Origin of the sequence: Pantoea sp. Sc1 (genome assembly GCF_000255315.1) — a bacterium.
GTDB classification, from domain to species: Bacteria; Pseudomonadota; Gammaproteobacteria; order Enterobacterales; family Enterobacteriaceae; genus Pantoea; species Pantoea anthophila.
Genome location: NZ_AJFP01000002.1, coordinates 246,341 through 273,321 on the forward strand (window position 1 = coordinate 246,341; position 26,981 = coordinate 273,321).

At 56.9% G+C, this 26,981-nt stretch carries 25 protein-coding genes, 1 pseudogene and 1 riboswitch; of the genes and pseudogenes, 13 read left to right on the plus strand and 13 right to left on the minus strand.

The features are described from left to right. Positions 1 to 49: 49 nt before the first annotated feature. The gene (locus tag S7A_RS19000; RefSeq protein WP_009092952.1) at positions 50 to 325 is read right to left on the minus strand and encodes a hypothetical protein; all 276 of its coding nucleotides are present in this window, start codon (positions 323 to 325) and stop codon (positions 50 to 52) included. A 413-nt stretch (positions 326 to 738) separates the two neighbouring features. Here S7A_RS19000 and S7A_RS21695 point away from each other — a divergent pair. The 4 genes and pseudogenes from S7A_RS21695 to S7A_RS19015 all read left to right on the plus strand — a co-directional run. Next, positions 739 to 855: pseudogene (locus tag S7A_RS21695) on the plus strand (hypothetical protein); the annotation flags it as partial. A 162-nt stretch (positions 856 to 1,017) separates the two neighbouring features. Then, entirely contained in the window at positions 1,018 to 1,851 is an 834-nt protein-coding gene (licT, locus tag S7A_RS19005) for a BglG family transcription antiterminator LicT (protein ID WP_009092953.1), read from the plus strand. 137 nt (positions 1,852 to 1,988) lie between these two features. Beyond that, positions 1,989 to 3,851: a PTS beta-glucoside transporter subunit IIABC gene (gene bglF / locus S7A_RS19010; RefSeq protein WP_009092954.1), complete on the plus strand. Its 1,863-nt coding sequence runs from the start codon at positions 1,989 to 1,991 to the stop codon at positions 3,849 to 3,851. 12 nt (positions 3,852 to 3,863) lie between these two features. After that, positions 3,864 to 5,258, plus strand: a complete 1,395-nt coding sequence (locus S7A_RS19015; protein ID WP_009092955.1) for a glycoside hydrolase family 1 protein — start codon at positions 3,864 to 3,866, stop codon at positions 5,256 to 5,258. A 65-nt stretch (positions 5,259 to 5,323) separates the two neighbouring features. Here S7A_RS19015 and S7A_RS19020 read toward each other — a convergent pair whose 3' ends face one another. Further along, a complete protein-coding gene (locus S7A_RS19020; RefSeq protein WP_009092956.1) occupies positions 5,324 to 6,451 on the minus strand; it encodes a Fic family protein in 1,128 nt (375 codons plus the stop codon). Positions 6,452 to 7,001: 550 nt separating this feature from the next. Between S7A_RS19020 and S7A_RS19025 the strand changes: the two genes are divergently transcribed. Beyond that, positions 7,002 to 8,912, plus strand: a complete 1,911-nt coding sequence (locus S7A_RS19025; protein ID WP_009092957.1) for a methyl-accepting chemotaxis protein — start codon at positions 7,002 to 7,004, stop codon at positions 8,910 to 8,912. Positions 8,913 to 9,033: 121 nt separating this feature from the next. On the opposite strand, the gene S7A_RS19030 is transcribed toward S7A_RS19025, so the two are convergent. The 5 genes from S7A_RS19030 to S7A_RS19050 are packed head-to-tail and all read right to left on the minus strand — an operon-like array spanning position 9,034 to position 14,063. Next, positions 9,034 to 10,116, minus strand: coding sequence for an ABC transporter ATP-binding protein (locus S7A_RS19030; RefSeq protein WP_009092958.1), 1,083 nt, complete (start codon positions 10,114 to 10,116; stop codon positions 9,034 to 9,036). A 2-nt stretch (positions 10,117 to 10,118) separates the two neighbouring features. Next, positions 10,119 to 11,066, minus strand: a complete 948-nt coding sequence (locus S7A_RS19035) for a carbohydrate kinase family protein (protein ID WP_009092959.1) — start codon at positions 11,064 to 11,066, stop codon at positions 10,119 to 10,121. 2 nt (positions 11,067 to 11,068) lie between these two features. Continuing rightward, entirely contained in the window at positions 11,069 to 11,908 is an 840-nt protein-coding gene (locus tag S7A_RS19040) for a carbohydrate ABC transporter permease (protein WP_009092960.1), read from the minus strand. Further along, a complete protein-coding gene (locus tag S7A_RS19045; protein ID WP_009092961.1) occupies positions 11,898 to 12,806 on the minus strand; it encodes a carbohydrate ABC transporter permease in 909 nt (302 codons plus the stop codon). Before S7A_RS19045 ends, S7A_RS19040 begins: the two co-directional genes overlap by 11 nt. A 9-nt stretch (positions 12,807 to 12,815) precedes the next feature. Further along, positions 12,816 to 14,063, minus strand: coding sequence for an extracellular solute-binding protein (locus tag S7A_RS19050; protein ID WP_009092962.1), 1,248 nt, complete (start codon positions 14,061 to 14,063; stop codon positions 12,816 to 12,818). Between the two features lie 293 nt (positions 14,064 to 14,356). Between S7A_RS19050 and S7A_RS19055 the strand changes: the two genes are divergently transcribed. Next, positions 14,357 to 15,526 (plus strand): ROK family transcriptional regulator, encoded by a 1,170-nt coding sequence (locus S7A_RS19055; RefSeq protein ID WP_009092963.1) that lies wholly within the window; start codon positions 14,357 to 14,359, stop codon positions 15,524 to 15,526. Between the two features lie 40 nt (positions 15,527 to 15,566). On the opposite strand, the gene S7A_RS19060 is transcribed toward S7A_RS19055, so the two are convergent. The 3 genes from S7A_RS19060 to S7A_RS19070 all read right to left on the minus strand — a co-directional run bounded on the left by S7A_RS19060 (position 15,567) and on the right by S7A_RS19070 (position 18,581). Beyond that, on the minus strand, positions 15,567 to 16,841 hold the full coding sequence (locus S7A_RS19060) for a Glu/Leu/Phe/Val dehydrogenase (protein WP_009092964.1): 1,275 nt from the start codon (positions 16,839 to 16,841) through the stop codon (positions 15,567 to 15,569). A gap of 455 nt (positions 16,842 to 17,296) precedes the next feature. After that, complete coding sequence (locus tag S7A_RS19065) at positions 17,297 to 17,686, minus strand: DUF1090 domain-containing protein (RefSeq protein ID WP_009092965.1); 390 nt, start codon at positions 17,684 to 17,686, stop codon at positions 17,297 to 17,299. A gap of 124 nt (positions 17,687 to 17,810) precedes the next feature. Further along, a complete protein-coding gene (locus tag S7A_RS19070; protein ID WP_009092966.1) occupies positions 17,811 to 18,581 on the minus strand; it encodes a MerR family transcriptional regulator in 771 nt (256 codons plus the stop codon). Positions 18,582 to 18,942: 361 nt separating this feature from the next. On the opposite strand from S7A_RS19070, the gene S7A_RS19075 reads away from it, so the two are divergent. Continuing rightward, on the plus strand, positions 18,943 to 19,338 hold the full coding sequence (locus S7A_RS19075; protein ID WP_009092967.1) for a hypothetical protein: 396 nt from the start codon (positions 18,943 to 18,945) through the stop codon (positions 19,336 to 19,338). 45 nt (positions 19,339 to 19,383) lie between these two features. On the opposite strand, the gene S7A_RS19080 is transcribed toward S7A_RS19075, so the two are convergent. Together S7A_RS19080 and S7A_RS19085 are read right to left on the minus strand one after the other, a co-directional pair. Further along, a complete protein-coding gene (locus tag S7A_RS19080; RefSeq protein ID WP_009092968.1) occupies positions 19,384 to 19,857 on the minus strand; it encodes a nuclear transport factor 2 family protein in 474 nt (157 codons plus the stop codon). A 63-nt stretch (positions 19,858 to 19,920) separates the two neighbouring features. Next, complete coding sequence (locus S7A_RS19085; RefSeq protein ID WP_009092969.1) at positions 19,921 to 20,355, minus strand: 6,7-dimethyl-8-ribityllumazine synthase; 435 nt, start codon at positions 20,353 to 20,355, stop codon at positions 19,921 to 19,923. Between the two features lie 377 nt (positions 20,356 to 20,732). On the opposite strand from S7A_RS19085, the gene S7A_RS19090 reads away from it, so the two are divergent. Next, positions 20,733 to 21,440 (plus strand): phage antirepressor KilAC domain-containing protein, encoded by a 708-nt coding sequence (locus S7A_RS19090; protein WP_009092970.1) that lies wholly within the window; start codon positions 20,733 to 20,735, stop codon positions 21,438 to 21,440. Between the two features lie 146 nt (positions 21,441 to 21,586). Here the strand turns inward: S7A_RS19090 and S7A_RS19095 are convergent, their stop codons facing one another. Next, entirely contained in the window at positions 21,587 to 22,384 is a 798-nt protein-coding gene (locus tag S7A_RS19095; protein WP_009092972.1) for a MetQ/NlpA family ABC transporter substrate-binding protein, read from the minus strand. 290 nt (positions 22,385 to 22,674) lie between these two features. Here S7A_RS19095 and S7A_RS19100 point away from each other — a divergent pair, with 290 nt between their 5' ends. The 5 genes from S7A_RS19100 to S7A_RS19120 all read left to right on the plus strand — a co-directional run bounded on the left by S7A_RS19100 (position 22,675) and on the right by S7A_RS19120 (position 26,977). Beyond that, on the plus strand, positions 22,675 to 23,061 hold the full coding sequence (locus S7A_RS19100; RefSeq protein WP_009092973.1) for a cupin domain-containing protein: 387 nt from the start codon (positions 22,675 to 22,677) through the stop codon (positions 23,059 to 23,061). A gap of 351 nt (positions 23,062 to 23,412) precedes the next feature. Next, positions 23,413 to 23,511: riboswitch (guanidine-I (ykkC/yxkD leader) on the plus strand. A gap of 60 nt (positions 23,512 to 23,571) precedes the next feature. Beyond that, positions 23,572 to 24,630 (plus strand): putative urea ABC transporter substrate-binding protein, encoded by a 1,059-nt coding sequence (locus S7A_RS19105; protein WP_009092974.1) that lies wholly within the window; start codon positions 23,572 to 23,574, stop codon positions 24,628 to 24,630. 24 nt (positions 24,631 to 24,654) lie between these two features. Further along, the gene (locus S7A_RS19110; protein WP_009092975.1) at positions 24,655 to 25,470 is read left to right on the plus strand and encodes an ABC transporter permease; all 816 of its coding nucleotides are present in this window, start codon (positions 24,655 to 24,657) and stop codon (positions 25,468 to 25,470) included. After that, positions 25,467 to 26,252 carry an ABC transporter ATP-binding protein gene (locus S7A_RS19115; RefSeq protein ID WP_009092977.1) on the plus strand — a complete coding sequence of 262 codons (786 nt, stop codon included), beginning with the start codon at positions 25,467 to 25,469 and terminating at the stop codon, positions 26,250 to 26,252. Before S7A_RS19110 ends, S7A_RS19115 begins: the two co-directional genes overlap by 4 nt. Beyond that, complete coding sequence (locus S7A_RS19120; protein ID WP_009092978.1) at positions 26,249 to 26,977, plus strand: urea amidolyase associated protein UAAP1; 729 nt, start codon at positions 26,249 to 26,251, stop codon at positions 26,975 to 26,977. The genes S7A_RS19115 and S7A_RS19120 overlap by 4 nt, the downstream gene beginning before the upstream one ends. The last annotated feature ends 4 nt before the right edge of the window (positions 26,978 to 26,981 follow it).

Sequence of the window (26,981 nt, forward strand, 5' to 3'; positions counted from 1 at the left end):
TATGAATGAAGCCACCTAAACGGTGGCTTCATATCCGGATAGCTTATTTTTAATCACCCCATTCCTCATTGAAATGGTAGTTAATCTGACTGGCATCGCCACCCAGCGCACTGCCTAATGAAGCAATCGTTGTAAATATAGCAAAGCCAATCGAGTCAAGGGCGTGATGAATGCTTCCTAAGCCGATGGCATCCAAAAGTCTCCCTGGAAAAGAGAGCAGGGGGGTATTGAATAAGTCGTTAATCAGCTTTACACCACCAACAATAATTTCACCAACGTTGCCACCTGAGACTGAGTTTACTTCGCTTATAGTAAGTTCACGCATTGAAATTTCCTTATCACAATAATAAATGGCAAATTTATTACAAAATAATTCCGCCTTCAATTGATGGTTGCATAAGCCAGACAGGCTGTCAATAATCCGGAAGACAACCTCTTTTCATGATAAAATAATAAATCTTCTCCAGCCTGATATCCGGAAGGAGTCGTTTAAATTATTTGTCATTATTCAGGATGTCTATTTCCGGTTTTTTATTGTGCCCTCGCGATCTCAGTATCGGTGGCATGTTAATTCGCTCACGCTTTTTCTGAAACAGAAATTCCCCGGCTTTTCACTGCCCGCGTTCGATATTAGTGTGGCCTCATCATCTGCAAGGGGTTATTACTGGTTAACAGGAAAAACCTGAGCGTTTCACGGTTTCTGCCACTGTGAGGCGCTCAGGTTTTTTTTGCCTTGCTCGTCCCTTCAGCTGGCTGGAACTGCAGCCCGGCATTCAGTACTGGCATCGCCCGGCGGGTATCGCCCGCACTCAGGATGCCTGGGTGACGAAACGTAAAACCGTGGAGACATTTTAAGTTTCCCTGTGGAGCAGGATCGCCGTCACGCTTTTCACCTAGGCAGATTGAGGTCCGTCTCAAAAATGGTAGAGTGCGCGTACTGGATTGTTACTGCTCAGGCAGGCAAAACCTGATTTCTGGCGTCAGCCGGAGGTCAGGTTTTTTGTTTTTGGGGTCTGGATGAAAATCGCCAAAGTGCTTAATAACAATGTGGTGGTGGTTCAGGACGAACAGGGACGTGAGCAGGTCGTGATGGGACGCGGACTGGCTTTTCAGAAGCGTGTCGGGGACAGTCTTGATACCGCGCAGATTGAGAAAGTATTCGCGCTGCAAAGCGATCTTCTGGTGCGCCGTCTTGAGGAGTTACTGAACCAGATCCCTGCTGAGGTCATGACGACCTGTGACCGGATTATCAACCTGGCAGCGCAGCGATTAGGGAAACTGCAGGAGAGTCTCTACATCACATTAACGGATCACTGTTTCTTTGCCATCGAGCGGCAGAAGAAGGGGCTGGCGATAAAAAACGTGCTGCTCTGGGATATCAGGCGACTCTATCCGCGGGAGTTCGAGCTGGGTCAGGAAGCCCGCGCCATCATCGCCCGTCGTCTGAATGTTGAATTGCCTGAGGATGAAGCCGGATTTATCGCGCTTCATCTGGTAACGGCTCAGCTCAACAACGAAATGCCGGAAGTGATGGATGTGACGCGGGTGATGCAGGACGTTCTGCAACTGGTGAAGTATCAGCTGCAGCTGGACTATGACGAGTCATCGCTGAGTTACCAGCGGTTCGTCACCCATCTGAAGTTTTTTGCCCAGCGGATGCTGACACGCACCGTCGTTGATGACGATGATGTGTCACTCCATACCGCGGTCAAAGAGAACTATCCCAAAGCGTGGAAATGCGCGGTGAAGATCGCGCAGCATCTGCAGCAAAGCTATCAGCGCGATCTGACAGCGGAAGAGATGATGTTTCTCGCCATTCATATCGAACGGGTGAGAAAAGAGGGGCGTTAACCCCCTTAACCTGGATTGTTACTGCATAGTGCAGGCAAAACCTGAGCGCGGCCTCTGAAAAGAGGTCGTTCTCAGGTTTTTTTATTTTTTGGCTCCCTCAACGGATGTCTGCGGACATTGCTTGTAAGGAAAGAGAGATGGAATATCAGAAACTGGCGCAGGAGATCCTCAGCCATGTGGGTGGTAAAGCGAACATCGTCAGCCTGGAGCATTGTGCCACCCGGCTTCGTTTCAGACTGAAAGAGAGTCAGAAGGCGGATGCGGAGGCACTGAAGAAAAACCCGGGTGTGATTATGGTGGTTGAAAGCGGCGGGCAGTTCCAGGTCGTCATCGGCAACCATGTGCATGCGGTCTGGCAGGCGGTTCGCGCTGAAGCGGGACTGCGCGGTGACGCTCCTGTCGCAACGGATGAAAACGACAGTGGCGGTAACCTTTTCAGCCGGCTTATTGACATCATTTCAGGTATTTTCACCCCTTTTATCGGCATTCTGGCCGCTTCGGGCATTCTTAAAGGCCTGCTGGCCCTGGCTGTGGTCTGCGGCTGGCTTTCCGTTGAGAGCGGCACCTATAAAATCTGGTTTGCTGCCAGTGATGCGCTGTTCTTCTTTTTCCCGCTGGTGCTGGGTTATACCGCCGGTAAGAAGTTTGGTGGCAATCCCTTCATCACCATGGTGATCGGCGGGGCACTCACCCATCCGACCATGATCGCCGCCTTTAATGCCAGCCAGCAGACCGGCGCAATGGCGGACGCGTTTCTGGGTATCCCTGTAACCTGGTTCAACTACAGTGCGTCGGTCATTCCGGTGATTCTTGCTGCGTGGGTGAGCTGCTGGCTGGAAAAACAGAGCAACAGGCGGCTTCCTGCCTCCATGAAGAACTTTTTTACGCCCCTGATCTGCCTGGGCGTTACCGTGCCGCTGACTTTTCTGGTGATTGGCCCCGTGGCCACCTGGCTGAGCATGATGCTGGCCAACGGCTACCAGTGGATTTATGCGCTGGCCCCCTGGCTGGCTGGCGCCGCCATGGGTGCGCTGTGGCAGGTCTGTGTGATCTTTGGTCTGCACTGGGGGCTGGTGCCTCTCATGATCAACAACCTGGCGGTGCTGGGGCACGACTCAATGCTGCCGATGCTGCTGCCCGCCGTCATGGGTCAGGTTGGCGCCGCGCTGGGGATTTTCCTGCGCAGCCGTGATGCCCGGCAGAAGGTCCTGGCTGGCTCGTCCGTGACGGCAGGGATTTTTGGTATCACCGAACCGGCTGTGTATGGCGTCAATCTGCCGCTGCGCCGTCCCTTTATTTTTGGCTGTGTTGCGGGTGCTATCGGCGGGGCGATTGTCGGCTTCAGCCACACACACGTTTACTCCTTTGGCTTTGCCAACGTCTTCACGATTGCTCAGATGATCCCGCCCACCGGGGTCGATGCCACGTTATGGGGCGGGATTGCCGGAACAGTGCTGGCGCTGTTTCTGAGCTGTGGCATGACCCTGCTTGCCGGTATGCCCAAAGCCGCCCCCCCTGTGGCGGCGACAGCCCTCTCCTCAGACGAAAACGCGATCCTTTCCCCGCTGTCTGGCACCGTGCTGGCGCTCGATCAGGTGCCGGACGCCACGTTCGCCAGTGGCCTGCTGGGACGCGGTGTCGCCATCATTCCGCTTGATAACAAAGTCATCGCGCCATTTGCCGGTGAGGTCGCCTCGCTGTTTCAGACCCGGCACGCCATCGGCTTACTGAGTGATAGCGGCGTCGAGCTGTTGATCCACGTCGGCATCGATACGGTAAAGCTCGACGGCAAGCCGTTTATCGCACACGTCAGCGCAGGCGACAAAATTCAACCGGGCGATCTGCTGCTGGAATTTGATCGCCAGGCGATTCTTGCTGCCGGCTATGACCTGACCACCCCCATCATTATCAGTAACAGCGATGACTACGCTGATGTCACCACGGCTGCAGCCAGCACCGTGACGGCCGGACAACCGTTACTCAGCCTCAGCCATCAATAACAGGAGAACAGCATGAAAACTTTCCCGGATTCATTTTTATGGGGCGGCGCCGTTGCCGCAAATCAGGTGGAAGGGGCCTGGCGTGAGGCGGGTAAAGGCCTTTCGACCTCCGACCTTCAGCCGCAGGGGATTTTTGGTCCGGTTTGCGAGCGGGGCCCAGGCAGTCACAGCCTCAAGGATGTGGCGATTGATTTTTACCACCGCTATCCGGAGGATATCCGCCTGTTTGCCGAGATGGGTTTCAGCTGCCTGCGGGTCTCAATTGCATGGACACGCATCTTTCCGCAGGGTGATGAGCAGCAGCCTGCCGAGGCAGGTCTGGCTTTTTATGACCGGCTGTTTGACGAGCTGGCCGCGCACAACATCACGCCACTTGTGACACTGTCACACTATGAGATGCCCTGGGGTCTGGTGACGCAGTATGGGGGCTGGGGCAATCGGCGGGTAATTGATTTCTTCAGTCACTACGCCCGCACGGTATTTACCCGTTACCGGCATAAAGTCAGACTCTGGCTGACCTTTAATGAGATTAACATGTCGCTGCATGCCCCTCTGACCGGGGTGGGTCTGCCGGAAACCGCCAGCAAAGGTGAGGTGTATCAGGCGATTCACCATCAGCTGGTCGCCAGCGCGCTGGCGGTAAAAGCCTGCCATGAAATTATCCCTGACGCCCAAATCGGCAACATGCTGCTGGGTGGGCTGGTCTATCCATTGAGCTGCAAACCCGAAGATGTTCTGGAAGCCCTGCAGGAGAACCGGACATGGCAATTCTTTGGCGACGTTCAGTGCCGTGGCGCTTATCCGGGCTACATGTTGCGCTTCTTCCGCGACAACCATATTGCCCTTGAGATCACCGACGCCGACCGTGAAGCGCTGAAATCGACCGTCGATTTCATCTCTTTCAGCTACTACATGACTGGCTGCGTCACCGCCGATGACGCGCTGAATCAGCAGCTGCGGGGCAATATCCTGAGTATGGTGCCGAACCCCCATCTGCCCGCATCTGAATGGGGCTGGCAGATTGATCCGATCGGCTTGCGCACGCTGCTCAATCTGCTGTGGGATCGCTATCAGAAGCCGCTGTTTATCGTTGAGAATGGGCTTGGCGCGAAAGATAAACCCGATGCCGCCGGGGTCGTGCAGGATGACTACCGCATCAGCTACCTCAACGATCATCTGGTGCAGGTCCGTGAGGCGATTGAAGATGGCGTGGAGGTCATGGGCTATACCAGCTGGGGCCCGATCGATCTGGTCAGCGCATCGAAAGCCGAACTCTCTAAACGCTACGGATTTATCTACGTCGATCGCGACGACAACGGTGAGGGTTCACTGGCGCGCAGCCGCAAAAAAAGCTTCTACTGGTATAAAGAGGTCATCGCCACCCGAGGAGGATCGCTGAAAGGGTGATCGCCGCGGGAAAGCGGCATCGCGCTGCCTGCGGTCTCTTTTCCCTCCGTGCAAAACCGGCTGAGTCAGGGTGTCTCGCCGGTATTAACCTGATAGCGGGTGCTCCTGCCGCCGCCTTCCAGCCGGTAAAGGCACCCTTTTTCGACCAGATCCGCCAGATGTCGGGTTGCGGTCGCTTTACTGACTTTTGCCACCTTCTGATACTGACTGGCGCTGATCCCCTGTTCAAATCCCTGCTCGCCGCCATCCAGCAGCCGGTTCAGCACTTTAACCTGCTCCTGACTCAGTCCCGTTCCCTGATAGCGCAGCCAGAATCGCGCCTTAATCTGCGTGCGGTCAATCACGCTCATCGCCTGTTGCAGGCTCTCATCAAGGATATCCAGGAACCACACCAGCCAGCGGGTGATGTCGGTGTCGCCTTTTTGCGTCTGTTCCAGAATGCGGTAATAGTCCGCACGGTGCGCCAGAATGGCGGGAGACATGGCGTAGAGACGGATACTCTGACTGTCGGCCTGGGCCAGTGCCAGGTCGGTAAGTGCCCGCGTGATGCGGCCGTTGCCGTCATCAAAGGGATGCAGGGTCACAAACCAGAGGTGACAGATCGCGGCCCGCAGCAATGGGTCGAGCATGACGTCCTGCTGGCTCTGGTTAAACCACGCAATAAACTGCGCCAGCTGCGGCTCCAGTCCGTCACGCGGCGGGGCTTCAAAATGGACGGTAGGCCGGTCGATACGCCCTGAGACCACCTGCATCGGCTCGCTGCCACGCAACATCCCGACGCTCAGACGCTGCACCGTCCATTCATCTGCCGGAAACAGCCAGTGATGCCACTGATACAGTCGCTCCATCGTCAGCGGCTGGCTGCGATTGTTGATCGCGTCCAGCATCATCGCCGCCAGGCCCTCTGAGCGGTCAGAGACCGGCCAGGGCTGCTCTTCCGTGACGCCCAGCCGCCGTGCCAGCGACGAGCGGACCGACTGCACGTTAACCCGCTCCTCTTCAATGGCCGATGAGGAGAGGATATTACTGAGCAGGGTATCCAGCGTCTGGCTTTCGCTGTCGGGGTGCAGACTGGCGCGGCCCAGCAGCAGGCCGCGCTGCTGCTGCAGATGGCGCAGGCGCGGTAACAGCACGGCATCCTGCCAGTGAAAGTGGGGCCAGTCGGCCTGTTGCCAGATCCAGTGGGTGTTCATCGTCAGCTCAGGGTCAGGAAATGAGCCGAATCACGCACCTTATTCGGCTCACAGAATGAGGCGATAATAACAAACAATCGGCTCACAGAATACGCTGGCGAACCTGAGGACAGAAAAAAAGGGCCCGAAGGCCCTGTCTGTTTAGCGGGAGAACTGAATAAAGGTGTCTGAGTAGTAATGTACAATCCAGGCAACATAAGCCAGCCAGATAATTAACCCACCTGTTAAACCGAATTTACCAATCATTGATTTCTCTCCACAGTGATAAAGGTCTGCAGCAATGTTTTACATAAACTGACAGTTGTGGAGAGCGGCTGTATTGTCGCAGATCAAAAAAATCCTGTTCATCATTCACGACATAATCCCTTAGCGATCAATTTCCCCGAAATAATCAGGCAGCGTTCTGGGTGCCGCAGGCTTAGCGCAGGGTAAAGTTCAAAAAAACGCCGCCGATAGATGATCTCAGGAGCACTATAACCACAAGGAGGTAAAGAGCAGGATCATTTCCAGGGGAAAAAATTATGTCCAGTTCGTTACTAAAAAAGAAAAAATGAGTACCCGTGCGCAGATGCTGCTCATGGGCGGTTTAACCATCACGCTGGGCTTTACCGTCACCATCGGTGTCCTCAGCTGGCAGTCCGGTAAAGAGCAGAAAGCGCTGGCAGAGAAGTATCTGCAGCAGATTGCCCAGAGCCGGGGTCTGCAGGTGCAGCAGGAGCTGACGCATGCGCGCGATGTGGCCAGTCATCTTGGACAAAGTCTGATCGCTTTACCGCATGCAGGCATTACCGATCGCAAGGCAGCGGACAAAGTGATGGAATATGCGCTGCGCGCCAATCCTGAGTATCTGTCGATGTCAGTGATATTCGAACAGAATGCGTTCGATGGCCGCGATGCGGAGTTCGCCACCCAGCAGGGTCAGGCGCCACAGGGCCGCTATGCCTGGTTTGTTGACCGTGATGCCTCAGGCCATTACGCCATGCATCCTCTGCTTTCTTACCTCACGCCGGGACAGGGCGACTACTATCTCATCCCGCAAAAGTCTCAAAAAGATACGCTTACCGAACCCTATAGCTACGCCTATAACGGCGTGCCGACATTACTCACCTCTGTTGCTGCGGTAATTATGGATCAGGGCACGCTGAAAGCGGTCGTCACGTCAGATATTTCGCTGGCCTCGCTGCAAGCGAAAGTGAACCAGATTAAACCCTGGCAGGGCACCGGCTATGCGCTGCTGCTCTCCAATGGCGGCAATGTGGTCTCATCGCCGGTTAAAGAGGAGGCCGGAAAACCCTGGAAAGGCCAAACCGATAACTTTACCTCGAAGGTGGTGCAGCATTTTGATGGGGTACTGGGTGAAGAGGCGCTGGTCACCTGGCAGCCGGTCGTGATCGGCAACAGCGATAAGCCCTGGTATCTGGGTGTGGTCGCGCCGGTCAGCCAGGTGATGGCCGCCGCCAACCGCCAGCTGATGTGGGCGGTGATCCTGATGGTGGTGAGCATTCTGCTGGTCGGTACGGTGCTGGGTATGCTGTTCAGCCGTAAGGTGCTGCGTCCGATTGGCGGCGAGCCGGTTGAAGCGGCTCAGATCGCGCTGGCGGTAGCCGATGGCAAACTGGATAACGCGATTGCCGTGCAGAAGGGCGATCGCAGCAGCCTGTTCTTTGCCCTTGAGACCATGCAGACCCAGCTGCGACAGATTGTCGGACAGATTAAAGATGCCAGTGAGTCGGTGCGTCAGGGGGCGGGGGAGATTGCCAGCGGCAACCTCAACCTGGCGTCGCGCACCGAGGAGCAGGCTGCTGCGCTGGAGCAGACCGCCGCCAGCATGGAGCAGATTAGCGCCACGATTCGTCTGAACGCCGACAACGCACAGCAGGCGACCAGCCTGACCGAAAACGCCACGCACATCGCCAGCCGCGGTGCCACGCTGGTCGGTGAGGTCGTGCAGACCATGGCGCAGATCGATGACAGCTCGAAAAAAATTGGCGATATCACCACGATGATCAACAGCATCGCTTTCCAGACCAATATTCTGGCGCTGAATGCGGCAGTGGAAGCGGCGCGTGCTGGTGAACAGGGACGCGGCTTCGCCGTGGTCGCCAGTGAGGTGCGTAATCTGGCTCAGCGCAGTGCCAACGCTGTGAAAGAGATTGGCGCGCTGATCGAAGAGTCAAGCGTGCGGGTCGAAAGCGGCGTCCGGCTGGTGAACGATGCCGGTAAGACCATGCAGGAGATGATGCAGGCGGTGAACTCGGTGCAGGGAATTATCGGTGAGATTGTCACTGCCTCTGACGAGCAGGCGCGTGGCATCAGTCAGGTCACGATTGCCGTCAACGAGATGGATGGCACCACCCAACAGAACGCCGCGCTGGTGCAGCAGATGTCCGCCGCCGCCAGTTCACTGGAGGATCAGGCGCAGCAGCTGGCGCAGACGGTGGAGCAGTTTCACCTGGCATAAAACGCACTGACAACGCCGTCGCTGCCGGACAGGGCGACGGCGCAGATGCCTTCCGCAAAGTCGCAACACCCGCCATCCCTGGCGGGTTAGCCCTCTGTGTGGGCTGTCTGATGCAGATTCATTACGCCTCTGTCAGGCGCTCACCGCTGACGGCATCAAACAGGTGCATCTTGTCCGGATTAACCGTTACCGGCAGCGTGCCACCCGGCACGGCATCACTGCGGCCGCTCAGCTGCATATGCAGCAAAAATCCCTGCCACGCCAGATGTAACAGCGTCGACTCCCCCGTAATCTCGACGATATTCACCGTTGCCGGTTGCCCGCTGACATCGGTGACCAGATCGTGAGGGCGCACGCCCAGCGTGACCGGCTGACCCGCCTGCTGCTGTGCGGCACGGTGCCAGCGGGAAGGAAGCCGCAGCCACTGCTCACCACAGCAGACGCCTGGCACGGCGTCCCGTACTTCAAAGCGGGCATCCAGCAGATTCATCGGCGGTGAACCGATAAACCGCGCCACGAAGGTGTTAACCGGGCGATCATAAATCGCCAGCGGCGCACCCTGCTGCACGATAACGCCATCCTTCATCACCACGATCTGATCGGCCAGCGTCATCGCTTCGACCTGATCGTGGGTGACATAAACCATGGTGGTTTTAAAACGCTGATGAAGCGATTTGATTTCGGCGCGCAGCTCCATCCGCAACTGCGCATCCAGGTTCGAGAGCGGCTCATCGAACAAAAATACCTGCGGGTTGCGCACCATCGCCCGGCCCATCGCCACGCGCTGCCGCTGTCCGCCCGATAAAGCCCGGGGATAGCGCTGCAACAGCTGATCGATGCCAAGAATGCCCGCAATCCGGGCGATTTTGCTCTTCTGCTCCTCGCGCTTCACCTTTTTCACCTGCATATGAAACGCCAGGTTCTCAGCAACGGTCAGGTGCGGATAGAGCGCGTAGCTCTGAAACACCATCGCGATATCCCGGTCGGCGGGGTCGAGATCGTTGATGCGCTTTTTGTCGAGCAGGATGTCGCCGTCAGAGACGCTATCCAGACCGGCAAGCAGCCGCAGCAGGGTGGATTTACCGCAGCCGGAGGGACCGACCAGCACGGTAAAAGTGCCGTCAGGAATGGTTAAATCCAGCGGCTGCAGTACGTTCTGTTTACCGTAGCGCTTCGCCACCTGTACAAGTTCAACACTGGCCATGATCAGCGCACCTCATTTGAAAGTTGGAGTTGTTGCCAGCTGGGATAGCGGCGCGGTGAGCTACTGATTGCCTGTGACGCCACGTCAATGCCCCAGCGCAGGGCGGTATGAGAGGAGTGCTGATAGAGCAGGGCGGTGAGAAAACCGGCATTGAAACTGTCCCCCGCACCGATGGTGTCGACCACCGTCACCGGTTGTGCGGCGGCAAATTGCACAGAGGCGGCAGACCAGAGGCGTGCGCCCTCTGCGCCGCACTTGATCACACATCCGCCGCGGCCGCTGAGCCGCGCTGACAGCTGTTTGCCGCTCTGCTCCAGCAGCTCTGCGCCCGCCAGACCCAGCGCCTCCACCTCATTCAGCAGCAGCCAGTCGCAGTCCGCTAACCAGGACGCAATCTGTAAGCGAAGGGCATCGCTCCAGCCCGCTGGCGGCCAGCCGGTGTCCACCGCCACACAAAAACCACGCTGCTGTAAGGTGGCCAGCAGCGCGGGATAGTGTGCATAAAGTTCCAGGCAGAGAAAGGTGCCGCACAGCAGCACGATGTCACCCGGGACGGCCTGCGGCGGCAACTGAGCCAGCACATCGTCGACGGTCAGCAGGGTGATGTGCCCGTAGTTGCTGAGAAAGGAGCGTTCGTTATCGGGGTGAGTCACGCCCACCGTCAGTGACGTCTCGCAGGCGTAGCGCGGCCACTGCTTCGCGCTGTGCGGAAAATGGCTGGCCAGCCAGTGACTCAGACCATCATTACCCTGGTTGGCGATAGCGCGATGCGGCACCTGCATCGCCTCCAGCGCCAGCGCGCAGTTTCCGGCCGAGCCGCCGGGACGAAGCTCACTGTGCTGCAGCATCACTTCGGTGCCGCGCTGCGGCCAGTCACTGAGCGTACTCATGATTAAATCGACGTTGATATTGCCCACCACATAGAGGGTGGCGACAGTGGAATGGTTCATAGTTATCCCTTACTTCCCCCGCTGGTGAGGCCACTGACCAGCGTTTTCTGCAGCCAGATGGCGATAAACAGAGGCGGTACCGATGCCAGAATGCCAATGGCGGCGATCAGCCCGTCATCCGTCGCCCGTCCGGCGGTAAAACCGGCAATGGCGACCGGCAGAGTCTGGGCCGACAGATTGCTGGTGAACAGCAGCGCGTAAAAAAACTCATCCCAGGCGAGCAGCCAGCCAAACAGGGCAGCGGCACCCAGCACCGGTTTTGCCAGCGGCAGCGTGATGCGCAGCAGAACCTGCCAGAAGCGCAGGCCATCCAGCCGGGCTGCCTGTTCAATATCACGGGGCAGGGCGTCGAACTGATTCTTCAGCATCCAGGTCAGAAACGGCAGGATCAGCGAGCAGTAGACCATCACCAGACCGGGACGGGTGTTGAGCAGACCCAGCTGTTGCAGCAAAAAGTAGAGCGGCAGTACAAAGGCCACGGGCGGCACCATATAGATCGCCAGGGCGCCGGAAAGCCAGGCATCGCGACCGCTGTAGCGTGAGAAGCTGAACGCCGCCGGGATCGCCAGCAGCAGGGAGATCGCCGTGGCGACCGACGCGACCAGCAGACTGTTTCCCAGCGCATGCAGGAAAATCGTGCCCGGCTGGCCAGGTGCCAGCGAAATCAGCCCCTGATAGCGGCTGAAATCCCACTGGCGCGGCAGCCATTCTAACGGCACCCGGGAGAGATCGCTGGCGGAACTGACGCTCATCAGAAACAGCCAGCCCATCGGGGCGAGAATGCTGAGGGCGACCAGCAGCGCAGCCCCGTAACGCAGCCCCTGGCGCAGTTTAGTTTTCATAGGCGGAACTCCGGCGGCGCTGATGCCATAACATCAGCAGATAGAGCGTGATCAGCAGGGCGCACATCAGGGTCATCAGGATGGCGTAGGCAGCGCCGCTGCCCGCACGCAGGTAGCTGAACGACTCCTGATAGACGAAGAAGCTCAGGGTTTTGGTGCTGTCCACCGGCCCGCCGCGCGTCATCACATAGATGATGTCAAAAATTTTGAAGGCATCGATGGTGCGCAACACCAGCGCCACGCCCAGCGGCGCGACAATCGCCGGGAAGGTGATCGCCCGGAAACGACGCCAGGCGGAGGCCCCATCCAGTCGCGCCGCCTCAAACAGATCGTCGGGGATCGACTGCAGCGCAGCCAGCACCAGCAGCGTCACCAGCGGATAGTTTTTCCAGATGTCTGCAAACATCACCGCATTCAGGGCGGCATCCGGCGACCCCAGCCAGCTGCGATAGCCGTCAATAATGCCCAGCTGGGTGAGCAGGGCGTTGATGCTGCCGTAGTCGGGGTTGAAGTTCAGCCGCCACATCATGGCGTTGACAATCGTGGGCAGCGCCCACGGCAGGATCACCAGCACCCGCAGCACGTTGCGTCCGTGGAATCGCTGATTCAGCAGCAGCGCCACCAGCACGCCGATGATCCCTTCACAGATGACAGAAACCACGGTGAAATAGAGGGTACGCCAGATCGAAGCCCGGAAATCGGGATCGCTCAGCGCATAGAGGTAGTTTTCCAGCCCGACCCAGCCTGGCGTTTCCCCGCTGCCAATCAGCGCAGCATCGGTAAAGCTGAGCCAGATTGTGCGCACCAGGGGCCAGGCGGTCAGCAGCAGCATCACCAGCAGCATGGGTGCCAGCAGCACCCATGCCTGACGCTGTTCGCGTTGACGCAGACTCAGCATCATCACTCCTTAACGCAGCCGGGCGGCGCTTTTATCAACCGTCGCCATCGCATCCTGAGCCGACGTTTTGCCCAGTAACACCTGCTGCAACTGCTGCTGGAGCTGGTTCGACAGGCGCGAGTAGTCGGCCGTCTCAGGACGTGACAGCATCACGTTAAGCGATTTATCCGCCGCGGCGATCAGACTCTCCTGACCTTTTTTCACCGCCTCATCCTGATAAGACGATTTCCAGATCGGCAGGCTGAGTTTCGCATACTGATTCTGCACCGGCTGAGAGGTCATATAGCGGATGTACTGCCACGCTTCATCCGCATGGCTGCTGCCTTTGGTGATGCCCAGCCCCATTGAGCCGTTGACCGCACCCACTTTGCCCGGTGCATCCCCCGGCGCAGGCATGATGCCTACCTCACCCGCCACTTTGCTCTGCTTGGGATCGTTGGCCATGTTGTACATGTAGGTCCAGTTCAGCGCGAACGCCGCATCGCCATTGGAGAACGATTTACGCACATCCTCTTCCAGATATTCACGCGACGCCGGATTGCTCAGCCCCTGATCGAGTGAGCTTTTCATCAGCGCCAGCGCCTTCAGAGAGGCCGGGCTGGAGAAGCTGAGCTTACCGTTCTGATAGAACTGGCCGCCAAAGCCGGAGACCAGTGTGGTGTAATCGCACACCAGCGCTTCCGCCTGAGACCAGCTCCAGACGAGCGGATAGGTGACGATCTTTTTCTCTTTAATGATTTTCGCGTCATCCAGCACCTGCTGCCAGGTCTCTGGCAGCGTCGTAATGCCCGCTTTCGCCAGCATCGCTTTGTTGTAATAGAGGTACTTGGTGTCGAGGATCCACGGCATGCCGAGCGTTTTGCCTTTGAAGACCACCGTGTTCATCGCACCCGGGAATACCTTCTCTTTTTCGTCAGGGGTAATGCGTGATGAGACATCCTGCAGCAGATCGAAACGGCTGAATTCTGCCGGCCAGATGGCATCGAACAGCACCACGTCATAACCATTGCCGCCCGCACCGCGCGCCGCCACGATCTTGTCATGCAGTGCTTCATAGGGAACAAACTCCAGATTGACGCTGACATCCGGATGCGCTTTCTGAAAGTTCTGCGTCATGGCGCGGATATCATTTTCGCTATAGGCGGCCTGCGTCATAAACAGGGCATTAATCTGCGTGGCCGCCGCGGCGCTGCCTGCGCTTAACATCAGTAAGGCGGCGAAGCCGGCTTTGAGTCGGGGGGTATAACGCTGTGACATGGTCTTCTCCACTATGCAGCAACAGGCTGTCGGTTAATTAAATCAATTTGATTGATTTAATCAGGGGCGTAATGGTCAGCGGGCAGGCTGACCTGTCAGGAATTAAGCAAAGGACGTGCCAGTAAAGGGCGGTAACATTAACAACGTCGTAACAACGCTGGCGCCCAGCCTGCGCTTTTATCGCCGCCTTGCCTATCCTGAACCGCGGAAATTGCGTACACGATCAAAGATATTGTTTGCCTCCATTGCTCCGCATACCAATACTGTGAGGTCGCGCTGTAAGGGAAAACAACATGAGAACCTCAGGCACCAACCTTGAACATGCGCGGGCGCATAACCGCCGTGTGGTGATTGAAGCGATTCGCCTGCATGGTGAGCTGACCCGTGCCGAACTGGCACGGCTGACTGCGCTGACGCCGCAGACCGTTTCCAACATCGTGGCAGAGCTGGAGCAGGCTGAACTGCTGACCAGCCGCCAGCCACGCCGCAGCGGGCGTGGTCAGCCCTCCATTCCGGTCACGCTGAATCCGACCAGTGCCTGGTCGATCGGGATTCACCTCGATCACCAGACCCTGCTGCTGGTTCTGGTCGATCTCAGCGGCGAAGTCCACTTCCGCCGCCTCCTGCTGGTGCAGAAGCCCCAGCCTGCTGCCACCCTGGCGTGCATTGCTGACGTGCTGACGGAGATGCGGGCCTTTCTCGGCGCGCAGTGGCAGAAAGTGTTAGGCATAGGCGTGGTGATGCCGGGACCGTTCGGCGTAGAGGGCATCTCATCAGTGGGCCCGACCACCCTGAACGGCTGGGAGCAGGTCGATATCGAAGCTGAACTTGGCGCGATCAGTGGCCTGCCGGTGACGCTGGAGAATGACGCCACCGTGGCCGCCATTGGTGAACGGTTTCATGGCATAGCCCGTCAGCTTAACTCCTTTATCTATCTCTATATCGGCACCGGCCTGGGCGCGGGGATCTTTACCGATGGCCATATATATACCGGCCATGCCCATAACGCGGGGGAGATCGGCCACATCGTGGTCGAGCCGGGCGGGCGCGACTGCTACTGCGGCAATCAGGGCTGTCTTGAGCGTTATGTCTCGTTACAGGCGGCCTATGAGTTCTGCGGCCTCGATCCGATGCGGGCGCTGCCTGACGACCTGCTGCAAATTGATCCTGCGCGTTTCAGTGCCTGGATTGAAAGCATAAAGACGCCACTGCGCCAGGCAATCAATATTCTGGAGTCGGTGTTTGATGCAGAAGCGGTGATTATCGGCGGGATGATGCCCGCGCCGTTGCTGGAGCAGATGGTCGCGCAGTTACCGCCGCTCTATCAGTCGGTGCGCGGACGCTATCTGAATGCGATGCGACTGAAGACCGGCATGACCGGCAGCGATACCGCCGCGCTGGGTGCCGCCGCGCTGCCCATCTTCGATGAGTTTAACCCGCAGTTTCAGGTGCTGATGAAGTAGAGAGGAAATGGCGCTGTTGCAGACAACAGCGCCACCGGGATCAGCCCGGATAGATCCCGCGATCTTTACGCGCCATCAGAATACGCTCACACGCCACGATGTAGGCCGCGGTGCGCAGTGAGCACGCTTTCTCTTTCGACTTGTCCCAGACGTGAACCATCGCTTCTGTCATGATCTTGTCTGAGCGACGATTGATCTCATCTTCACTCCAGAAGAAGCTGGCCATGTCCTGCACCCATTCGAAGTAGCTGACGGTTACGCCGCCCGCATTGCAGACCACATCCGGCACCACGATAATGCCGCGCGAAGCGAGCATGTCGTCGGCGTCAGGGTAGGTGGGGCCGTTCGCGCCTTCCAGCACGATTTTGCAGCTCAGCACCTCAGCACGCTCACGGGTAATCTGACCTTCCAGCGCCGCCGGGATCAGAATGTCCATCTCCGTCGTCCAGAACGCCTCTTTCTCAATGCTCTGCGCGCCCGGGAAACCGGCGATCTGCTTGTGCGCAATCTGCCATTCCGTCAGGGCTGCCATGTCGATACCGTCGGCATTGAACAGGGTGGCCGTGTGATCCTGAATCACCACCACGCGCGCGCCCGCCTCGTCAAACAGTCGGGCCGCTTCACTGCCGACATTACCAAACCCCTGAACCGCCACGCGGGCACCTTCAATTTCAATGTCTGCGCGACGCGCCACTTCGCGTCCGGTGATAAACACCCCGCGGCCGGTGGCTTTCTCACGGCCCAGCGAGCCACCCAGATGAATGGGTTTACCGGTGACGACGCCGGTGACGGTGGTGCCGAGGTTCATGGAGTAGGTGTCCATCATCCACGCCATCACTTTACCGTTGGTGCCGACATCCGGAGCCGGGATATCTTTCTGCGGCCCGATGATGATGCCAATCTCACTGGTATACCGGCGTGTCAGACGCTCCAGCTCGCCCTCAGAAAGTTTAAAAGGATCGACGCGGATGCCCCCTTTTGCGCCACCGTAGGGCAGGTTGACGGCCGCACACTTGATGGTCATCCAGGCGGAAAGCGCCATGACTTCGTTAAGGTCGACATCCGGATGATAGCGAATGCCCCCTTTGCCGGGACCGCGTGAAAGGTTGTGCTGAACGCGATACCCTTCAAAATGGCGAATTGAGCCATCATCCATCTGCAGGGGAATGTCGACAATCAGTGCCCGCTTGGGATGACGTAAAGTATCTATCCAACGTGAAAGATCGCCCAGATAGGGCGCCACCCGGTCGATTTGCTGCAGGTAGGTTGACCAGGCAGATGTGCTGCTTTCAGACGCATAAGATAACTTATCCATAAAAAACCTTTCTTAATGAAGTTATTTATTGTGTGGAGCCGTGGATGACGCGCGTACTGTTTTGCGCCGTCATAATCTAACACTCCTGAAACAAATAAGATGTGGCAGGCGCCCGGCCCCGACCGGGTTATGCCCCATTCTGGGGCAGACAAAGTGAATAGTTTGCTGATTACACCCCGCACAAGGCGAATAATGATGCGCGTGAAGTGCGTATTTTGTGCATAGCGTGAGAAAACTCGCTATCTTTCAATTCTTTGAAGGCGTTCAAAAAGTTAAAGAATTGATCGACGCGATATTGACTTTATTGCACCAATTAAGTGCATGAGAATAAGTAATCAACCGATTACATTAAGTAATGGATAAAAGGTGAATAGCGGTGATTATTCAGCAGGTTAGAAAACAGACGGGAAAAATTAAAAAATAAGAGGCCAGCGCTGCTGGCTGGCCTTATCAGATTAGTGAGTCAGCGCCTGTTCCGCTTCCTTCAGATCCTGACGCGCCTCAGCAAGCTTCTCTTCACGCTTGCGGATTTTGCTGGCACTGCGTTCTTCGGCTTTCGCCTGAGCCAGTTCCTGTTCACGCTCCTGAACCTTACTGCGCTTTTCGGCCACTTTTTCCTGACGCTGCTTCAGCAGGCCGCTTTCGGTGCAGTGCTCTTCAACCTCACGCCGCGCTTTTTCCAGCCCGGCAATCTGGTGAGAATTATTGTGCTGTCGGGCAAAGGAGAGCTGCGTCTCAATCTCCTGCTTTTTTGCTGCACAACCGGTTAACGCAGAGTCGGCATGCGCCGCCGTGAAGGTCAGGGGAAGCAGGCAAAGGCTGAGGGCCAGTAAGGTCTTTTTCATTGTCGTCTCATCTATGAGTCAGGAGGTGGAGACAACAGTATACGAAGCCGCCTTAAGCGGTTCTTAACAGAAAAAAATATTCACTGGCGCGGAAAAAGCGGAGAGGGGGAAAGGCTGCCTGCTGTCAGGCAGCGCTTGAGGCGTTTGACCGGGAAAGGCTAAGGCGGCAATCAGGACCACTGAGCATGACGGGATGCCCCTGCTGACTCTGCTGTCTGAAATAGTCCTGCATCACCTGACTGATGCCGGCACCACACCACATGACATGATGCGCATGGCGTCCGGTGTTAAACGCCGGTTGTCCGCTGGCACTGGCGTCCACCTCGACAGTAAAACCCATCGCGGTCAGACGAATGGCTTCCAGCCAGATTTCGGTTTTGTCCAGGACGCTCACGGCTTCCAGAAACAGCGGAACAGAGGCGTGGTTTCGCGCCGCGTCACGCATCATCAGGTCAGCCTGCTGCTGCACCGTTTTTTCAAACCGGGCAAGACGGCGTGTGGCCCCCTGACGCCGGTCTGCGTGAAGCCAGACACTCAGAGGGCGCAGCAGATTAATAATGAAGTCATCACCGCTGTAGTTACCGGACATATTGTTCATCTGGCGCGAAAGCGACAGGGGTGTCCCGAACTCAAGCTGCCAGAGCATGTCACCTTTACGCGCCGCCCAGCCGTGGGTCATGATCGAGGTGGCAGTCTGCTGACCCTGTCTGATCTCCTCGGGCGTCGCGCCCGTGGCAGTTAAGTCAACCAGCGTGCGGATTTCACTGAGCTGTGCGTCACTCCAGTGTTCAGCGTGTTGTCTGGGTGTCAGTAACCCCTGCTTCACCCAGCGCTTCAGGTTCGCAGGATGCGTGCCGGTTATTGCACAGACCGTTTCCGTTGTATGAAAAAGCATATCGTGCCCTCTGTTGAGGGAATGGCCGCCGGGGTTAACCGGGGATGAACGTCTACTATGAACCTGATAACCGCTAATGAACAGGGGGGCTCCGGAGGAAAAACAGCGTCCCCGCGGCGTGACGCTGCGTTTATTCGTCGTGAGCAGCCGGGTAAATTGAGGCTGATCAGCAGGTTAAAAAATCTGCGGCTCGTGAAAAAAAGACTGTTTATTTATTCAGTAAAAATTCTTTACGCAACTATACCGGGCAAACCAGGGATATTTTAACTTTTTTAAGAGGATACCGATCTCTCCTCCTCTTTTATCTGCCAGGCAAACGACTAAAATATGGGGTTCTGATGATCAGGAGAAAGAGTGCCCAATGCCTTATCGTTTTACCTTCGCCGCGTTGACGGTTGCTGCGTTATTAACCGGCTGTGCGAAACAGACGCCCAGCGATACGCCAGATGAATTTGCTGCGGGTCCGACGCAGATTGATGTTTCACACGTTAAAACCCGTGCCGATGATGGTTCAAGCGTCTTCCTGACGGTAGATGGCAAAGATGCCGGTAAATTACCGAATGGCGAAAGCATGCTGCTGCACGTTCCGGCCGGAAAACACCAGATTGGCGGTTATGTACCGACGCTGTTCGGGATGGGGCGCGTCACCATCGCACCGGTGGAAGTGACCACGTCACCTCAGGACGTCAAGAAAGTGGCCTATACGGTCACCCGTAACAAAGCCACCTTTGTCGAGAACAAGGACGAGCAGGGCTAAGCAGAGGACAGCGGAGAGCAACGCTCTCCGCTGAACGCGCCACGGTTATAAGCCGAGTTCACTCAGGGAAGGGTGATCGTCAGGCCGGCGTCCCTGCGGCCAGTGGAAAAGCCGCTGCGCTTCGCTGATTTTCAGATCGTTGATGCTGGCAAAGCGCTGCTTCATCAGACCCTGCTCGTCAAACGCCCAGTTCTCATTGCCGTAAGAGCGATACCACTGCCGCCGCTCATCGTGCCATTCATAGGCAAAGCGCACCGCTATCCGGTTTTGATCGAAACTCCACAGCTCCTTAATCAGCCGGTACTGCTGCTCCCGCTGCCATTTTTGCTCCAGAAAGGCGATGATCTCACTGCGGCCGGTCAGAAAGGTATCGCGGTTGCGCCACTGGCTGTCCACAGAATAGGCCAGGGCTACCCGCCCGGCATCGCGGCTGTTCCAGCCATCCTCAGCCAGACGCACTTTCTCTGCCGCCTCTTCAGGCCGGGTAAAAGGGGGTAAGGGCGGACGTGAAGTTTCCAATATTTCTCCTTAACGACGCAAAGGCCCGGATGTTATCGCTGCCCGGGCTCTGTTGCGTCCATATTAAAGTTCAAGCGCGTGGATCTGGCAGACGGCACGGGCCGCTTCCTGACCTTTTTTCACGAAGTGCTGGGTATAAAAGTCGATGAACTCCGCTGAAGGCTGGAAGTTATGCGGCGTCAGGGAGACCGAGAAGACCGGCACGTTGGTGGCCAGCTGGGCCTGCATCAGACCACTCACCACCGCCTGAGCCACAAAGTCATGGCGATAGATGCCGCCATCCACGACCAGCGCCGCGCAGACAATCGCATCAAAGTTGCCGGTCTGTGCCAGACGCTGTGCCAGTAGCGGCATCTCAAAGGCGCCCGGCACATCCCAGGTTTTGATCTCATAGGAGGTTCCCCGGCTCTCCAGCTCCTGTTCGAATCCGGTCAGAACCTGAGAAACGATTTCGCTATGCCAGTTAGCTTTAATAAAGGCGACTTTCAACGGCTGCATGACTTACTCCAGTAAAAGGTAATATCCCGTGGTAATGAGCGCGATGACGTCCCTGAACCCCGGATGAAACGTTAAGCCGGACAGGCCGGTAACCTGCTGACTCTCATCACTATACTGTAATGTAAACAGCCTGTGTCCACCATTGTCATTATGTGTGAATAACCTTTCCTCTCTTTGCGGGGATTAAACTCTGTCAGACAACCGCCAGAGCCGTTCAGACGCCTGATCCTGCCCGCAAAATCACTTTCACCGCCCGGTTTGCGTAACAGCTTCCGGTTATGAAACTGCTTAAATAAAATACTGGATATCTGAACAGTATTTTGTATAATAAATGGACTGCCCGCCGGGTATTGGTAGCGTTAGCGAGGGGTGAACCCATGATGATTTCGACTGAAAGCCTCAAATCTCTGGAACAATCGGTCACAATGAGCAGCCGTGAGCTGGCTCAGATGACCGGTATTACACATGGAGAAGTGAAGCGGTTAATCAAAAGTCTGGAAACGGCTCAGCGTCTTTCTCAGCCGCTCAAAGTGAATGACTATGAGCGCGAAGGGGAGGTGCGTCAGGAGTACCGCCTGAGCAAGCGTGACTCCCTGCTGGCCGTGGCACGCCTGTCGCCAGGCTTTACGGCCGAAGTGCTGGATCGCTGGCAGGACCGGGAAAGAACCACCCATCTGCCGGACTTTACCAACCCGGCTGAGGCTGCACGTGCCTGGGCTGAACAGTTTGAACAGCGTCAGGCGGCGGAGCAGCAGCTGGCTCTCTCCGCGCCTAAGGCCGCCTTCTTTGATAACTTCGTTCAGGTGGATGACTCGCTGGGCTTTCGTCAGCTCTGCAAAATGCTGAAAGCGAAAGAGCCGGAGTTTCGTCAGTTTCTGCTGGAGCGCAATATCATGTACCGCGCCAAAGGTACCCTGACGCCGCAGCATTACCATCTGCAGGCCGGCTACTTTACGCTGCACACCGGCACCGGCGAAAACCAGCACGCCTTCTCGCAGGCGCGTTTTACCGCAAAAGGGGTGAAATGGGTGGCCAGCCTGTGGGCAGCGCATCTTTCCGCTCAGCCAAAAGGGGCCGCTGCGTAGCGGTGCCTCTGGCCTGGCGGGCTGGCGCGGCGTGACTGGCAGAGGTTAAGGCGCAGGCATCCGCTCATACTGTGCTGACATAAAAAAGGCCGCATCGGAATGCGGCCTTTTTTGATTTTTTGATCTCAGGGATGCATTGCGGGCGATTACCAGCCTTTAATTGCATCGCCTTTATAAACTTCTTCCGCTTTAGCCGCGACTTCAGGCGACTGCAGCGCCGCTTTCAGCTTCTGAATTTTATCGCTGTCTTTATTGTCTTCGCGTGAAACCAGCGCATTGACGTAAGGCGAAGAGGCGCTCTCCATAAATAAACCATCGCGGTGAGCGGATAATCCCGCCTGAGCCGAGAAGTTGGTATTAATGATCGAGAACGCCACGTTCGGATCATCCAGCGTGCGGGTCAGCTGCGGCGTATCCACTTCAACCAGTTTCAGGTTTTTAGGATTTTCGATGATATCCAGTGAGGTGGGTAAATAACCCACACCCTCTTTCAGCTTAATCAGGCCCTGCGCCTGCAGCAGCAGCAGGCTGCGTCCCAGGGTGGTAGCTTCGTTAGAGATGGTCACTGTCGCACCATTCTGCAGCTCACTGATGTTCTTGATTTTGTGCGAATAGGCAGCAATCGGGAAGACGAACGTCTTGCCAACTACCGCAAATTTATAGCCGCGCTCTTTAGACTGATCTTCCAGATAAGGCAGGCTCTGGAAAGCATTGGCGTCGACTTCCTTGTTATTCAGCGCTTCGTTCGGCAGAACATAGTCATTGAAGTTCAGCACTTCGACATCGAGCTGATATTTATCTTTTGCAACCTGTTTCACCACCTGCCAGATCGCTTCATCCGGCCCGGTATTAATCGCCACTTTGACTTTGTTATCGTCATCTTTAGAGCAGGCGGATAATAATAAAACAGAACTGGCCAGTAATGCGGCAAACAAACCTTTCATTATCAGAAATCCCTCAGAGAATTGATGGCTTCAAAGATAATACAGAAATGTCAGGTTGCGAACTGACGGTGGGATATATCTTATAACCACACACCGGATATTGTTCATTAATTCACCATGCTGGCGGCTTATGCCCGTGAATTAACCGATGCCATTCACGGCTGTCCGGGCGGTTTTATTCCTCTGGCGCACTCATCCGGTCAACATCCCCTCAGTCAGTCCGCGCATTCTCTTCTACGCTTAAAGCCTGCGGTTCGCAGCATTGCATTGATTGTTAACAGGGAATACTGATGTCAAAAGATGAAAAGAACGGGATCGAAGCGGTTGAAGTCATGCGCAGCGGGGAGGCCTGGAACGGAGAGGTCATTGAATCCTATCCGCACGGCGAGCCGGAACTGACCGTAATGCGCCTGTCACTGCCTGCCCATACGTCATTGCCGTGGCACACGCATCCGATGCCGAATGCGGCGTTTATCCTTTCAGGCACCCTGATTGTGGAAGACAAAGCGAGCGGGGAGCAGCGTACCTTCCACGCCGGAGAAGCGCTGAATGAGACGGTCAACAGTGCGCACCGCGGTTACACGCTGGAGGAGCCCGCCGAGCTGGTGATTACCTATGCCGGGGTCAAAGGACAGGCGCTGACCGAACCACTGCCGGGAGAACCCGAAGAGTTCTGACGCCCTTGCAAAACGGCGGTGCAGCGCGCTGCCGTTATTCATCCCGCCCGTAGCGCCGACGCTATTCACTTCCCTGATAAGCGATTCGCCAGAACCTGCATATCCACATCCTGAAACCGCTGTTTTAGCGACAGGCGAGGCGCGTCACAGCTGAGTTCACCTGCGCTCAGAAATGGCATCGTGAAGAGGAGTGAATCCCGGCACTGATTATGTGCAACGCACGCTGCTGACTCACCATCACGGGGCCTGTCGTTTTACAGCCTTTATAAGTGCATGATTAAATAGAATTTAAATTCTGGTACGCCAATTGCAATAACCCGTTCAGTAAGCAGCGCACTACACAACTGATACTGAATAGCTGGCTAGGGTTCCGGTTCACGCAGGTGAATGTCTGGTCCGAGAGCTGGCGACCTCTGCGAGGTTACACGGCGGGACAAAAGCCCGGGAGACAGCGGCACCATCTGGTGTCTTGCGCTGCTCCCGTTTTTTTGTGCCAACCAGAGGTCAACCATGAAGACATTTTCCCTTCTCCGCACGCTCATTCTCTCCCTGGCACTGCTGACCAGTGTGCCCTCTTTCGCCGCAGTTAAAAAAGAGTTCAACGTCTGCTGGACCATCTATGCGGGCTGGATGCCCTGGGGCACGATCGCTAATGAAAAAATCATCGATAAGTGGGCCAGCAAATATGGCATTAAAATCAATATCGTCCAGCTGAATGACTATATCGAATCGATCAACCAGTACACCGCAGGGCAGTTCGACGGCTGCACCATGACAAATATGGATGCCCTGACCATTCCCGCCGCGGGCGGCGTCGATTCCACGGCGCTGATCACCGGCAGCTACTCCGAGGGTAACGACGGCATCGTTCTGAAAGGCGTGAATAAAAAACTCAGCGACCTGAAAGGCATGTCGGTTTATCTGCCCGCGCTGTCCGTATCGCACTATCTGCTGGTGCGCGGTCTGGAAAAGGCCGGACTGCAGGAGAAGGATGTTAAGGTCGTGAACACCTCCGATGCCGATATCGTCTCCGCCTTCGGCACCAGCGGTGTCAAAGCCGCAGTGGCCTGGAACCCACAGCTTTCCGTCATCAAAAAGAGTCCGCAGACCACAGAAGTGTTCAGCTCCTCCGCCGTGCCGGGCGAGCTGATCGATATGATGGTCGTGAACACAGAAACCCTCCACGATAACCCCGCACTGGGCAAAGCGCTGACCGGTGCATGGTTTGAGATGATGGCAAAAATGCAGGCGGGTGATACCCAGGCGCTGAGTGCGATGGCCGCGGATTCCGGCACTGACCTCGCCGGTTATCAGGCACAGCTCAAAACCACCCATCTGTTCTGGACCCCTGCCGATACAGAGGCTTTTGTCGCCTCGCCCGACCTGGCAAAAACCATGCAGCGCGTGGCCGCGTTCTCTTTTGATAAGGGTCTGCTCGGCGAGGGTGCGCAAAGCGCTGACTTTATCGGTATGGCCTTTCCCGGCAACCAGACCCTCGGGGACAAAGCCAACATCAGGCTGCGCTTTGACGACAGCTATCTGAAGATGGCCGCGGCAGGCCAGCTCTGAATTCCGGGCTGAGGAGCTTACGCCATGCGCCACATTAACCGTTATCCCCGACAGGGAATGCGCCTGACGCTGATGCTGTTGCCGTTTGTCTTGCTGATCGCCGCCTGGTTTATCAGCTCGGCGGTGCGGCTGGAAGCAAACCCGCAGGATAAACTGCTGCCCGGTCTGTCGCAGATGATCGCCGCGGTTGACCGGATGGCGTTCACGCCCGATAAACGCAGCGGTGAGTTTCTGCTGTGGGCGGATACGCTGATCAGTCTCACCCGTCTGCTGACGGGCCTGATGATCTCTGCGCTGATCGGCCTGGGCATCGGTATTGCCGCCGGGGTGTTTCCCATGACCCGCGCGGCGCTGTCGCCGTTTATGACCGTCGTGTCGATGATCCCGCCGCTGGCGCTGCTGCCGATGCTGTTTATCGTCTTCGGGCTGGATGAGCTGTCAAAAGTGATGCTCATCGTCATCGGCATCACCCCGATGCTGGCCCGCGACCTGGAACAGCGGGCTCGGGAGATCCCGATCGAGCTTTTCATCAAAGCCCAGACGCTGGGCGCGAACAGCTGGACGGTGGTGTTGCGGGTGGTGCTGCCCCAGCTGCTGTCGCGACTCATTACCTCGCTGCGCCTGCTGCTGGGTTCGGCGTGGCTGTTCCTGATCTCCGCCGAAGCCATCTCTGCCACCGCCGGGCTGGGTTACCGCATCTTCCTCGTCCGCCGCTACATGGCGATGGACGTCATCATTCCTTATGTCATCTGGATAACCCTGCTGGCCTGGCTGATGGATCTTGCGCTGCGTCAGCTGCACAAAGCCTGTTTCCCGTGGGCGGAAGGAGGCCGGGAATGAGTTTTATCGATATCAAAAACATCTGGCAGGAATATGGCGATCACGTGGTGCTGGAGCGCATCAATCTGCAGGTCAGGGAAGGGGAGTTCTGCTCGCTGGTGGGTGCCTCCGGCTGCGGAAAATCGACCTTCTTACGGCTGCTGCTCGGTCAGGAGCGACCAACGCGCGGCACCATCACGCTCGATGGTGAGCCGCTGCCGGCGGAGCCCGATCGCAGTCGTGGCGTGGTCTTTCAGCGCTACTCGGTTTTTCCTCATCTCAACGTGCTGGATAACGTCACCATCGGTCTGGAACTGCCGGCGTCACCGCTGTGGGGCCGGCTACTGGGCGCCCGAAAACGTCAGGCGCGTCAGCAGGCCAGAGAGATGCTGGAGCGAGTGGGGCTGAGCCACGCGCTCGACAAATATCCGGCGCAGCTGTCGGGCGGGATGCAGCAGCGGCTGGCGATTGCCCAGGCGTTTGTCATGCAGCCACGGGTGCTGCTGCTGGATGAGCCCTTTGGCGCACTCGACCCCGGCATCCGCAAAGATATGCACGCCCTGCTGCTTCAGCTCTGGAGCGAAACCCGCATGAACGTCTTTATGGTCACGCACGACCTTGCAGAAGGGTTCAACCTGGGCACCCGGCTGCTGGTTTTTGACAAGGTGCGCTTCGATCCCCAGGCACCCAACGCGTGGGGGGCGCGTATCACCTATGACATTCCGCTCAACGAAACGCGGCTGTCCCAGCTGGCGACCGGCCGCAAAGACAACATTTACCCCTTAAAGGAGAACGCTCAATGACGGCACTTTTTCACTCCGGCCCCAGCCTGCGCGAAGAGCAGCTTCCTGGCGGCGCGCATACCTCGCTGATCCTGCGTAAGGGCGGGATCCTGCGCCTGACCGATATCGACGGCGGGGCTAACGTCAGCGCCATGATGCTCAATCCGCACGAAAAAAGTGAACGGCTGAACCTGCCCGACACCCTTAAGGGTCAGCACACCGCGCGGCTGACCACCGGCCACTGTTTTTACTCTGATATGGGTCGCGTCCTGGCGGCTATCGTGGCGGACAGCTGCGGCTGGCATGACCCGTTCGGCGGCGTCCTTAACGCCGCCGAGACGCACGACAAGTACGGCAGCGGACGCTATCAGGAACTGCGCAACGGTTTCTACCGTAACGGCGTCGATAACCTGCTGGTGGAGATGGGCAAATGGGATCTCGGCCTGCAAGACCTGCTGATGGTGGTGAACTTTTTCAGCAAAGTCACGGTGGATGAGGCGGGACGCTTTGCCTTCATTTCAGGCAACAGTCAGCCCGGCGATTTTGTTGAGCTGTATGCGCCGATGGACGTGCTGATCGTCCTGACCGCGCTGCCTCACCCTCAGGATCCCGCCACTGAGTATCTGCCGCGCCCGATTCAGCTGAACTGGTATCAGGCCGATGCGGGTCAGGCCCTCAGCGACGCCATTTTCACCCGCGATGAAAATCAGCGCGCCATGCAAAACACCCAACACTTTTCCCTGTAAGGAG

Bases quoted from the DNA above. Each gene is read 5' to 3' on its own strand.
- S7A_RS19000 (WP_009092952.1), bottom strand. From the start codon at position 325: ATGCGTGAACTTACTATAAGCGAAGTAAACTCAGTCTCAGGTGGCAAC.
- licT (WP_009092953.1), top strand. From the start codon at position 1,018: ATGAAAATCGCCAAAGTGCTTAATAACAATGTGGTGGTGGTTCAGGAC.
- bglF (WP_009092954.1), top strand. From the start codon at position 1,989: ATGGAATATCAGAAACTGGCGCAGGAGATCCTCAGCCATGTGGGTGGT.
- S7A_RS19015 (WP_009092955.1), top strand. From the start codon at position 3,864: ATGAAAACTTTCCCGGATTCATTTTTATGGGGCGGCGCCGTTGCCGCA.
- S7A_RS19020 (WP_009092956.1), bottom strand. From the start codon at position 6,451: ATGAACACCCACTGGATCTGGCAACAGGCCGACTGGCCCCACTTTCAC.
- S7A_RS19025 (WP_009092957.1), top strand. From the start codon at position 7,002: ATGAGTACCCGTGCGCAGATGCTGCTCATGGGCGGTTTAACCATCACG.
- S7A_RS19030 (WP_009092958.1), bottom strand. From the start codon at position 10,116: ATGGCCAGTGTTGAACTTGTACAGGTGGCGAAGCGCTACGGTAAACAG.
- S7A_RS19035 (WP_009092959.1), bottom strand. From the start codon at position 11,066: ATGAACCATTCCACTGTCGCCACCCTCTATGTGGTGGGCAATATCAAC.
- S7A_RS19040 (WP_009092960.1), bottom strand. From the start codon at position 11,908: ATGAAAACTAAACTGCGCCAGGGGCTGCGTTACGGGGCTGCGCTGCTG.
- S7A_RS19045 (WP_009092961.1), bottom strand. From the start codon at position 12,806: ATGCTGAGTCTGCGTCAACGCGAACAGCGTCAGGCATGGGTGCTGCTG.
- S7A_RS19050 (WP_009092962.1), bottom strand. From the start codon at position 14,063: ATGTCACAGCGTTATACCCCCCGACTCAAAGCCGGCTTCGCCGCCTTA.
- S7A_RS19055 (WP_009092963.1), top strand. From the start codon at position 14,357: ATGAGAACCTCAGGCACCAACCTTGAACATGCGCGGGCGCATAACCGC.
- S7A_RS19060 (WP_009092964.1), bottom strand. From the start codon at position 16,841: ATGGATAAGTTATCTTATGCGTCTGAAAGCAGCACATCTGCCTGGTCA.
- S7A_RS19065 (WP_009092965.1), bottom strand. From the start codon at position 17,686: ATGAAAAAGACCTTACTGGCCCTCAGCCTTTGCCTGCTTCCCCTGACC.
- S7A_RS19070 (WP_009092966.1), bottom strand. From the start codon at position 18,581: ATGCTTTTTCATACAACGGAAACGGTCTGTGCAATAACCGGCACGCAT.
- S7A_RS19075 (WP_009092967.1), top strand. From the start codon at position 18,943: ATGCCTTATCGTTTTACCTTCGCCGCGTTGACGGTTGCTGCGTTATTA.
- S7A_RS19085 (WP_009092969.1), bottom strand. From the start codon at position 20,355: ATGCAGCCGTTGAAAGTCGCCTTTATTAAAGCTAACTGGCATAGCGAA.
- S7A_RS19090 (WP_009092970.1), top strand. From the start codon at position 20,733: ATGATGATTTCGACTGAAAGCCTCAAATCTCTGGAACAATCGGTCACA.
- S7A_RS19095 (WP_009092972.1), bottom strand. From the start codon at position 22,384: ATGAAAGGTTTGTTTGCCGCATTACTGGCCAGTTCTGTTTTATTATTA.
- S7A_RS19100 (WP_009092973.1), top strand. From the start codon at position 22,675: ATGTCAAAAGATGAAAAGAACGGGATCGAAGCGGTTGAAGTCATGCGC.
- S7A_RS19105 (WP_009092974.1), top strand. From the start codon at position 23,572: ATGAAGACATTTTCCCTTCTCCGCACGCTCATTCTCTCCCTGGCACTG.
- S7A_RS19110 (WP_009092975.1), top strand. From the start codon at position 24,655: ATGCGCCACATTAACCGTTATCCCCGACAGGGAATGCGCCTGACGCTG.
- S7A_RS19115 (WP_009092977.1), top strand. From the start codon at position 25,467: ATGAGTTTTATCGATATCAAAAACATCTGGCAGGAATATGGCGATCAC.
- S7A_RS19120 (WP_009092978.1), top strand. From the start codon at position 26,249: ATGACGGCACTTTTTCACTCCGGCCCCAGCCTGCGCGAAGAGCAGCTT.